General features: G+C 30.6%; 10 protein-coding genes. All 10 read left to right on the plus strand.

The window, feature by feature from the left end:
- On the plus strand, positions 1–482 hold a 482-nt coding region (locus ABYI63_RS16530; protein WP_372757958.1), incomplete at its 5' end, for a KdsC family phosphatase.
- A gap of 153 nt (positions 483–635) precedes the next feature.
- A complete protein-coding gene (locus ABYI63_RS16535) occupies positions 636–962 on the plus strand; it encodes a GIY-YIG nuclease family protein (RefSeq protein ID WP_372757960.1) in 327 nt (108 codons plus the stop codon).
- A 149-nt stretch (positions 963–1,111) separates the two neighbouring features.
- On the plus strand, positions 1,112–1,987 hold the full coding sequence (locus ABYI63_RS16540; RefSeq protein ID WP_372757961.1) for an N-acetylneuraminate synthase family protein: 876 nt from the start codon (positions 1,112–1,114) through the stop codon (positions 1,985–1,987).
- 6 nt (positions 1,988–1,993) lie between these two features.
- Complete coding sequence (locus tag ABYI63_RS16545) at positions 1,994–3,394, plus strand: UDP-glycosyltransferase (RefSeq protein ID WP_372757962.1); 1,401 nt, start codon at positions 1,994–1,996, stop codon at positions 3,392–3,394.
- Between the two features lie 111 nt (positions 3,395–3,505).
- A complete protein-coding gene (locus ABYI63_RS16550) occupies positions 3,506–4,381 on the plus strand; it encodes a hypothetical protein (RefSeq protein ID WP_372757963.1) in 876 nt (291 codons plus the stop codon).
- Between the two features lie 161 nt (positions 4,382–4,542).
- Complete coding sequence (locus ABYI63_RS16555) at positions 4,543–5,664, plus strand: acyltransferase family protein (RefSeq protein WP_372757964.1); 1,122 nt, start codon at positions 4,543–4,545, stop codon at positions 5,662–5,664.
- Between the two features lie 20 nt (positions 5,665–5,684).
- A complete protein-coding gene (locus tag ABYI63_RS16560) occupies positions 5,685–6,830 on the plus strand; it encodes a glycosyltransferase family 4 protein (RefSeq protein WP_372757965.1) in 1,146 nt (381 codons plus the stop codon).
- A complete protein-coding gene (locus ABYI63_RS16565; protein ID WP_372757966.1) occupies positions 6,827–8,359 on the plus strand; it encodes a glycosyltransferase family 2 protein in 1,533 nt (510 codons plus the stop codon). The genes ABYI63_RS16560 and ABYI63_RS16565 overlap by 4 nt, the downstream gene beginning before the upstream one ends.
- A gap of 3 nt (positions 8,360–8,362) precedes the next feature.
- Positions 8,363–9,157: a glycosyltransferase family 2 protein gene (locus ABYI63_RS16570; RefSeq protein ID WP_372757967.1), complete on the plus strand. Its 795-nt coding sequence runs from the start codon at positions 8,363–8,365 to the stop codon at positions 9,155–9,157.
- A gap of 7 nt (positions 9,158–9,164) precedes the next feature.
- Positions 9,165–10,186: exostosin family protein (locus tag ABYI63_RS16575; RefSeq protein ID WP_372757968.1), on the plus strand; the 1,022-nt coding region annotated here is incomplete at its 3' end.

Genomic DNA, 10,186 nt, shown 5'->3' on the forward strand with positions numbered 1-10,186 from the left:
AAGAGTCGAAAAAAATTACTCATATTGTTTTAGATGTGGATGGGGTTTTTACCGATGGCACTATAACATATACCAAAGATGGTGAACACACCAAGAGTTTCGATATGCGCGATGGTATGGGTCTGGAAATATTGCGTCAGTTTAATATTGAAGTCATGATTATGACTTCGGAAAATTCAGAATTGGTAGCCAAACGCATGCAAAAACTAAAAATCAATCATGTGTTTTTAGGAGTAAAGGATAAATACAGTCTACTACAACATGTTTTAAAGGAACAAAACATAACCATCAATAATGTAGCGTATATTGGAGACGATGTGAACGATTTAACCAATATTTGCAGTGTAGGTTGGTCCTTAACACCGAATAATGCTACCGATGTTGTGAAACAGCATGCAGATATTGTGCTTTCTAAAAATTCTGGAGCAGGCGCCATCAGGGAAGCTTGTCAGTTCATTTTTAATTATAATAAGCGATTTTAATACAAAACATTTATCACGCCGAGCCTATTGTTGCATTGATGTGTTAAAGATAATATGGCCTTCGACAGGCTCAGTCTGACAGTGGAGATTATAATAAGTGATAGAGTTGTCACGCTGAGCCTGTCGAAGCGCTAATTAAACCGAAACCATTTTATGAAAACCTATTTTGTTTATATCGTAAAATGCAAAGATGATTCATTTTACATAGGAATTACAAACAATGTATCAAGACGCTTAATAGAACATAATCAAGGTTTAGATATTGATGCTTACACGTATAAACGAAGGCCAGTGATGTTGGTTTGGTTTGAAATGTTTACCGATCCAAACCAAGCTATTGCATGTGAAAAGAAAATAAAGGGGTGGAGCAGAAGAAAAAAACAAGCTTTAATTGATAAAGATTGGGATAAATTGGTTGAATACTCAAAGAATTATACTCAATTTGGTAAATGCGATAGGACTTCGACAGGGTCAGTCTGACATTATAGTTGGTATTGATGTACGTTTGTCACGCTGAGCTTGTCGAAGCGTTAATTTGTCTTGTAGAAAAAATAATAAAAACTATCAGCTAAAATTTAGATTATTCAGTGTAATTGTTTTTTCTTTATTTTGTTGAATAATGATAAAAAATGAATTTATTTAAAAAACCATATGTCATAGCCGAAATTGGTTGTAACCATAAAGGCGATATGGAAATTGCTAAAGAACTTATTAAAGTAGCAAAAATATTTTGTAATGCTGATGCGGTTAAGTTTCAAAAACGAAATAATAAGGAATTATTAACGGAGGAACAATACAATCAACCACATCCAAATCCTGCCAATTCGTATGGCGACACCTATGGTGCGCATCGTGAATTTTTAGAATTTGATGTTAACCAGCATCAAGAATTAAAAACTTATTGTGAAGAAATAGGAATTACTTACGCAACGTCGGTTTGGGATTTAACGTCCGCCAAAGAGATAGCATCCTTAAAACCAGAATTCATTAAAATACCATCAGCATGTAATAATAACAAGAATATGTTGGAATGGTTATGCAAAAATTATCAGGGCGAACTTCATATTTCAACAGGAATGACAACCAAAAATGAAATTGAAGACTTGGTTCAGTTTTTTAAAAAATTCAATAGAAATAAAGATTTAATACTTTATAATTGTACTTCAGGGTATCCTGTTCCATTTGAAGATGTCTGTCTTTTAGATATCAATTTACTTATTGAAAAGTATAAAAACGAGGTAAAGCATATTGGTTTTTCTGGGCATCATTTGGGAATTGCGGTAGATGTTGCAGCTTATACTTTAGGAGCCAACATTATTGAGCGCCATTATACCATTGATAGAACTTGGAAAGGCACCGACCATGCTGCTTCGTTAGAACCTATGGGACTTCGAAAACTTTCAAGAGACTTAAATGCGGTGTATAAAGCACTTAATTTTAAATCAAAAGATATTTTACCTATTGAGCAAGTGCAGCGAGATAAATTAAAAAACCAAAAGGGATAGATTAAAATGAAAAAAAAAGTATTCGTTTTTTTTCCAGATGGTGTTGGTTTAAGAAATTTTGCATTTACTGATTTTAAGCAAATTGGTGAAAATATGGGTTTTGATATTCATTACTGGAACAATACCGTTTTTTCATTAAAAGAAAACTTGGGTTTTAATGAAGTTAAGATTGAAAATCATAAAACGCACCCATTTACACCACTATATTTAAGAGCCCGAAAGCATGTAGAACTGAATGTGTCTCAAAAAAAGTTTGATGATAATGTGTATCCAACTTATAAATTCCCGTTTAATTATAATGGGTTGAAGAATACGCTTAAAACTTTATATATAAAGCTGTTAATTGGTTTAAATAATTCTGAAAAAGGGATTGAACGCATTCGGAAGAAAATAAATGAGTTAGAACGTTCTACTTCAAAATACAACTACTGCAAAGCACAACTTTTAGAGCATAAACCGGATTTGGTATTTTGTACCACACAGCGTGCATCACAGTCTATCAGTGCATTATTGGCAGCAAAGGATTTAGGAATACCAACTATAACATTTGTATATTCCTGGGATAACGTCCCCAAAGCCATGCAAGTGGTAGAAACCGATTATTATTGCGTTTGGAGTGACCTTATGAAGGCTGAAGTGTTACAATACTATCCTTTTGTTAAAGAATCTCAAATTTTTGTTACCGGAACACCACAATTTGAACCCCATTTTGATACAACGTTATTAGAATCAAGAGACAATTTTTTCAAACAATATGGTTTAGATGTGAATAAAAAATACATCTGTTATTCAGGTGATGATGAAACCACATCGCCACTAGACCAATATTATTTAGAAGATTTAGCAAAGGCTGTTAGAAGTTTAAACAATAAAGGCTATAATCTAGGTGTTATTTATAGAAAATGTCCGGTTGATTTCACTAAAAGATACGATGCCGTTATTGAAGTGAATAAAGATATTATTGAAGTTTTAGACCCCATTTGGAAACAGGTAGGTAGTATGTGGAACGAAGTGTTGCCCGCCAAAGAAGATTTTAAAATGTTATATAATGTCTGCGAACATAGCGAGTTTGTTACCAATGTATGCTCCTCTACCGTATTCGATTTTGTGGCGCATAACAAAGCCTGTATTTATTACAATTACGAACAACCTCAATTGAAAAAAGGCATCCGCGATATTGGTCAGAATTACAAATACGTTCATTTTAGAAGCATGCCAAGTGATAAAGCCGCCGTTTTTTGCACTAACAAAAACGAATTAGAAGGGTTGGTTCGGCAAATTCTAGATGGCAAATTGTCAAATGTTGAAGAAGGTTTAAAATGGTTTGAAATTGTGGCTGGAAAAGCACCAACTAAGGCTTCAGAAAATATATGGGATGCGATAAACGAAATAATATATAAAAAGTAGGATAAAAAGCTTAAATGATTACACTTTGGTTATTTATTTATTCTTGGCAGAAAATCAATTTTGAAACTATTTATAAAACAAATATTAAAGTTTTCACTACTAATTTATTTAGTGTTTTTTGTTATACAGTTTGGTTTAGATCGATTGTTAGATAATAGATTTGCCTGCAATAATATCTGGTATAAAATCTATCATGCGTCATTAAATACCGATATTGCTATATTAGGAAATTCTAGGGCGCAAGCGCATTATAATCCCGAAGTTATTACCGGCGCAACACATTTAGATTCTTATAATTTAGGAGTAAGTGGTACGACTTTAAATATTTTAAAAATAAGGTGGCAATCTTATATTAATAGAAATAAGTTACCTAAAATTTTAATTATAGATGTAGATTATAACCTTTTAGGTACGGCTAACACTTTCTTTGAAAAACTACAGTATCTTCCTTATGTAAATGAAGAAGAATATACAAATGTCGCAAAACAACTGGATAAAAATTATTTATTAGAAAAGTATGTTCCTTTATATAAATACAGGGGTTTTGAAATGGGGGTTTACAGTCAAATTAAATCTTTAGTTAAAGCAGATTGTTCTAATTATATTAACGGATTTATTATAAATGAAAATAAATGGGATGAACAGGATTGGGATACCTTCGAAACTAAAAGGTTGAATGAAACTGTGGATGCAAAGTATTTTAATACAATGTATGAAAATGGTGTTGAAGAATTAAGAACAATCCTTAAATTCTTTAATAAAAATAATATACAAGTCCATTTAATTTGGTCTCCTCAATATTATAAAGTTCATGCCTTTAAAATTAATCAAAGACAATATGTTGATAGTTTGCTAACAAAAATAGCTAAGGATTATAAAGTAAATTACGTTAACTTTTCTAATGACAGTTTAGTTTATAGCAAAGCTAATTTTTACAACCATTCACATCTTAACAAACATGGGGCCGATTTGTTTTCAAAAAAGTAGCCAACATAATAAATCAACATACAAATCATTGAATAGAATCGTGTTTATTTCATTTTTAACATCCAATTACTCCCATCTTAATTTATTTTATGTGTCAATTGAAAAATCGATTTTGAAGTGTTCGCTTATTTTTTTAATTCATTATATTTCTTAAAATAATTATGAGTGTAACCAAACTAGAAAAACTAAATTATATTGATGCTATTCGTGGTATTGCTATTATTATGGTGGTTATGCGGCATGCAGGACAACAAGGGTTTGTTGAATCACCTCATTTTTTTTCTGTTTTATTAGGATTGGGTTCTAGTGGGGTACAACTTTTTTTTATTGCTAGTGCGTTTACATTATTCAGATCCTATAAAAATAGAAGTTTGATAGAAAACAATCCTATAGGCAATTTTTTTATACGACGACTTTTTAGAATTGCTCCTGTATATTATTTAGCCATTTTATATTATATTTTTCATGAAAGTTTGGGCGCTCGATACTGGTTAGGGACACAGCCAATAATTTCAAATTATAATACTATTTCTAACATGTTATTTCTACATGGGTTTAGTCCACATTGGATTAACACTTTAGTTCCAGGAGGCTGGTCTATTGCCGTAGAAATGATGTTTTATGCAATATTCCCATTCTTGTTTTTCTATATCAAAACGATTAATGATGCCTTTAAATTCTTGACTGCATCATTGATTTTTAAACTAGTTTTCCAAGAAATATTAAGTTATTATCAACTCATGCCATCCGATTTTTTATGGCGTGAATATTTGTTTTATTACTTCCCCTGTCAGCTTCCAATTTTCGCCTTAGGAATTATTATGTTCTTTTTAATACAAAATGGAAAATCCATAAATTTAGTTTCTAATAAATTGAAATTGATTGTTTTACTATTACTTCCTTTGCAAATTGGGACAGCACTCGATTTTTTATTTTTAAATCATATTGTTTTCGGGATTATTTTTGTTGTGTTTGGCGTGCTTTTAAGTAAAGGTTATTTTAAACTACTTACTATACCGATTATAAGATACATAGGGAAAATTAGTTACAGTATGTACATTTTTCATTTTATTGTTATTTCTTGGTTAGCAAAATTTAATCTCATGGATTTTTTTGATAATTATCTAATTAATTATTTAACTAGGTTACTATTAATTTTGTTTATTTCAACTGTAGTATCAACATTAAGTTACCATCTTATTGAAGTTCCGTTTCAAAAGATAGCAAAAAAGATAATTTCAAAAATGGAAACCAATACAAAATTATTAGCTTCAAAAAGTTAGTTTTGTAAAAACATTATAAAATGCACATAGCTTTTCTTACTTCTGAATATCCTCATAAGCGCGTGTCGCATGCAGCGGGTATTGCAACTAGTATTAAGAATTTAGTAAGCGCATTATCAACAAAGGGTGTAACTGTTTCGGTTTTTGTATATGGTCAAAAGGATGATGCAATTTTAATTGAAGATAACATTAAGATTCATTTAATAAAACATAGAAGCTTTAAAGTTTTGGGCTGGTATTGGCATCGTAAGCACATAGAAAAATATCTAAACTCATATATTGACACAGACAACATCGATGTAGTTGAAGCCCCAGACTGGACAGGAATTACAGCATTTATGAACTTAAAAGCACCATTATTTATCCGCTTTCATGGAAGTGACGCTTATTTTTGTAAACTTGATAAACGCAAACAGAAATTTAAGAACTTTTTGTTCGAAAAATTGGCGCTAAAAAAGGCTAAGGCTTATATAGCACCAACAATTTACGCCGGCACAGAAACTCAAAAGATTTTTGGATTAAATAAAAGAAAAATTAAAACTATACATTATGGTTTAAAATTAAAAGATTTTGAAAACGATACACCTTCTATTTACAACCAAAACACCATACTTTATATTGGTACCATTATAAGAAAAAAAGGTGTTTTTGAATTATCGGAAATTTTTAATAAAGTATTAGAATCCGTCCCAGAAGCCCAATTGATTTTAATAGGAAACGATTCCCCCGATATTCAAACAGGTTCATCTTCAACATATAATCTAGTTGAAAATTTGTTTTCAAATGAAGCAAAAAAGAATGTGACTTATTTAGGAAAAGTGCCTTATTCAGATGTAAAGAATCATATTAAAAATGCCCATGTGTGTGTGTTTCCTAGTTTTGCTGAAACCTTGGGTATGGTAACCATTGAATCTATGGCATTACAAAAGCCTGTAATTAACACGAGTATAGGTTGGGCACAAGAATTGATTGATGATGGTGTTAATGGGTATTTAGTACATCCATTAGATATCGATTTATATGCACATCGAATTATAGAACTTTTAAAGGATAACAATTTATCTAAAAGAGTAGGAGCAGAAGCACGAAAAAAAGTGGAAGCTGTGTTTGATATTGATAAAATTGCAGAAATAAACATTGAGTATTATAAATCTGTTATTCAATGATTTATTTAATACATGAAAATAATAAAGCATTAAAAGTTCTTGATAATGAATTTCAAGAAATAGAAATGGCGTTGAAGCAATCAATTACAATGGCGTTAATTGATTTAGCTGAAAAATTTCCAGATGATTTTATTATTTGGTGCGAACATTCCTATTTAGAAGATTTAAATAGGGAAGCTCTAACATCCATATTTCACCATGAACGTATTTTAGCAAGTTTTAACCCTGGAAATCATAACTATATAACAGAAGCAATCGGGTATGTTGATAGGTCGTGGTTTATAAATATTAATAAAAAAGTGCCTTACCCGACATGGATTACAAGTAGTTTAGTTGGCGGTATACATGCTTCAATAATACTTCGTATAAATCCAAAATTGGTTACCAATAACGGTTTCGATTATTTTTTAAACGATTTAGGAAAACGGGCAATACGAGGTGATTTGTTTTGTTATTCATCTCCAGATTTACTAAAGTCTAATTCACGGTGTAAAACCATAATTAAACCATGTTCTACAGCTACTTTATTTAAATTTGTTAAGGAACATTATAAGCTGAGGTGGTTGTTTTTCTTAAGCTTAAGTTATTTGATATATGAAAAAAAAACAACCTTTTTTTCACTACTGAAAGGTTTGTTCTATAAAAAACGCTTGGATAGTTTTAATTTGGAATTTTTACAAGTTAAGTCAAGTAAAATAGTAACATATAACCAAACTATAGATGTAATTATACCAACAATAGGACGAAAAAAATTCTTGTATGATGTATTAAAAGATTTATCAAGTCAAACTATTTTACCAAAAAACGTAATCATAGTAGAACAAAGTGCTCAAGAAAATGCGCTTTCAGAGTTAGATTATATTACAACTAAAAATTGGCCTTTTGCTATAAAGCATACTTTTACGCATCAAGTAGGTGTGTGCAATGCCCGTAATATTGCATTGGGAGAAATTACTTCAGACTGGGTGTTTTTTGCAGATGATGATATACGGCTAGAGACTGATTTTTTTGAAAAAACTTTTGAAAAAATAGACACCTATAAAATAGATGTAATCAGTTATTTATGTTTGCAACCACATCAAAAACAAACTTTTTTTAAAATGGAGCAAACTACGGTTTTTGGTTCTGGTTCGAGTTTTTGTAGTAAAGAGGCAATTAAGGGGCTTAAGTTTAATACCTCTTATGAGTTTGGGTTTGGTGAAGATTCCGATTTTGGGATGCAATTAAGAAATAAAGGATTTGATGTTATATTTATACCAGATATTAAAATTTTACATTTAAAAGCTCCTGTTGGCGGATTTCGTACCAAAGTAAAACAGCTTTGGGAAAATGATAAAATACAACCAAAACCATCGCCAACCATGCAATTATTGTATAAAACTTATTTTACTAACAAACAATTACTTGGTTATAAGTTGTTTTTAGGATTGAAGAGTTATAATTATAGAGCATTTAAAAATCCATATAGTTACTTTAAAACGTATTCAAAACAATGGAGACAAAGCCAGTATTGGGCTAATAAATTGTAGTTTATGGAAAGAAAAAAGGAGCGTATCAGTTTTCTTATTACACATTACAATAGACCGCAGGATTTATTAGCATGCATAAATGCCATAAAAAATATAGATTTACCAGAATATGAGATTGTGGTAAGTGATGATGGAAGTAGCTTAGAGAACATTAATATTTTAAAATCGTATGGTATAGATAGGATTGTTTTAGCAGAGAAAAATCAAGGATTGGCAGCCAATATTAATAAAGGTATTCAGGTTTGTAATGGAGAATATATTATTTATTGTCAAGAAGATTTTGCGTTGGTAAAAGAATTGAAAAGTATTCTTTTAGAATGTATGGAATTGCTTGATAATAATACGGTAGATTTGATAAGGTTCTCTTCTTATTTTAAATTCAATAAACTAAAAAGGATAACCGATAATATATCTAGGATTCCTAAGTTTTCATTTCATAATTTTTTACAAAATTATTATCAATATAGCGACCATCCTTTTATAACTAAAAAAAGTTTTTATAACAATTATGGGTATTATTTAGAAAACACTTCAGGAAGATTTGGAGAAACCGAGTATGCAATACGAATTTTAAGTTCAAAAGCAAAAATAGCTATCACCAATAAAAATTTTGCAACACAGGTAGTTGGTAGTCAATCGGTTTTAATAAATGAAGAGGGTACGAACCATAAAAATTATAACGTTAATAAAAAAATAGTGCAAATAGCACGTGCATTTAGGTTGTATTTTGAATGTGTTTTTTATAATAAAAATAAAAGAGGCTTAATAACTTATAAGAACGGTCGAAATAAAAAGTAAAAACTAAATGCTAAAACTCTATACAAATACTCAATTTTTAACAGAAACTTATAGGCGTCAAGTTTTTCCGTTACTGTTTGACTTGGTATTTGTAAAAAACGAAGATATATTAAATTTTTACCAGTTAGTAGATACAATAGAGGCTTGCGATGTAGTCGTACTTCCAATAAATTATGCAACTTTTTTAAAACATAGAACTTCTTTTTCCGAATTGCGTATTTCTGCTAAAAAACATCAAAAACCCATTTGGATTTACACTGCTGGCGATTATGGCTTTACAACCCATATAAAACATTGTTACACGTTTAGGTTGGGAGGTTTTCATAGTCAATTAAATGATAAAACCTTTATAATCCCATCTTTTGTAAACGACCCTTACCCACAAAGGTTACCTGAAGGATTTTCTGTTTTGAAAAAAGAGGAGTTGCCTAGTGTTGGTTTTGTTGGGCATGCTAAGTCTGGTCTTTTAAAATATATTAAGGAATTATTGAGCCATGTAAAGTACACATATAAAAGGAAGCTTGGTTATATTCTAGTCGATAGACAACCATTTTATCCATCCAGTATAAAACGCGCGGGTTATTTGCATAAATTGCGATTATCCAAAGGCTTAAAAACCAATTTTATTTTAAGAAACCACTATAGAGCTGGTGCGCAGACTGAAATTGATAAGCAAACATCAACCCAAGAGTTTTACAATAACATTTTCAATAATGCCTATACATTTTGTAGTCGTGGTGTTGGAAATTTTTCGGTTCGGTTTTACGAAACGTTGGCAGTTGGGCGCATTCCAATTTTGTTAAATACCGATTGCAGGTTACCATTAAGTAATATAATAGACTGGTCAAAACATTGTGTTATTTTAGACGAAACAAAAAAGGATTCTCTAGAAATGCAAATCTTAGATTTTCATAATTCAAAAACAGAAACCGAGTTTGAAGCAATTCAAAAAAGTAACAGAGCGCTTTGGGAAACACATTTAAGGCGTACATCTTATTTTATTAAAATGCACGACGTATTTTTAAAGCA

Origin of the sequence: Mariniflexile sp. (assembly GCF_041583155.1) — a bacterium.
In the GTDB taxonomy this organism is placed as follows: domain Bacteria; phylum Bacteroidota; class Bacteroidia; order Flavobacteriales; family Flavobacteriaceae; genus Mariniflexile.

Excerpts from the sequence above, each read along its gene's own strand:
- ABYI63_RS16535 (WP_372757960.1), top strand. The coding sequence starts at position 636 with ATGAAAACCTATTTTGTTTATATCGTAAAATGCAAAGATGATTCATTT.
- ABYI63_RS16540 (WP_372757961.1), top strand. The coding sequence starts at position 1,112 with ATGAATTTATTTAAAAAACCATATGTCATAGCCGAAATTGGTTGTAAC.
- ABYI63_RS16545 (WP_372757962.1), top strand. The coding sequence starts at position 1,994 with ATGAAAAAAAAAGTATTCGTTTTTTTTCCAGATGGTGTTGGTTTAAGA.
- ABYI63_RS16555 (WP_372757964.1), top strand. The coding sequence starts at position 4,543 with ATGAGTGTAACCAAACTAGAAAAACTAAATTATATTGATGCTATTCGT.
- ABYI63_RS16560 (WP_372757965.1), top strand. The coding sequence starts at position 5,685 with ATGCACATAGCTTTTCTTACTTCTGAATATCCTCATAAGCGCGTGTCG.
- ABYI63_RS16565 (WP_372757966.1), top strand. The coding sequence starts at position 6,827 with ATGATTTATTTAATACATGAAAATAATAAAGCATTAAAAGTTCTTGAT.
- ABYI63_RS16570 (WP_372757967.1), top strand. The coding sequence starts at position 8,363 with ATGGAAAGAAAAAAGGAGCGTATCAGTTTTCTTATTACACATTACAAT.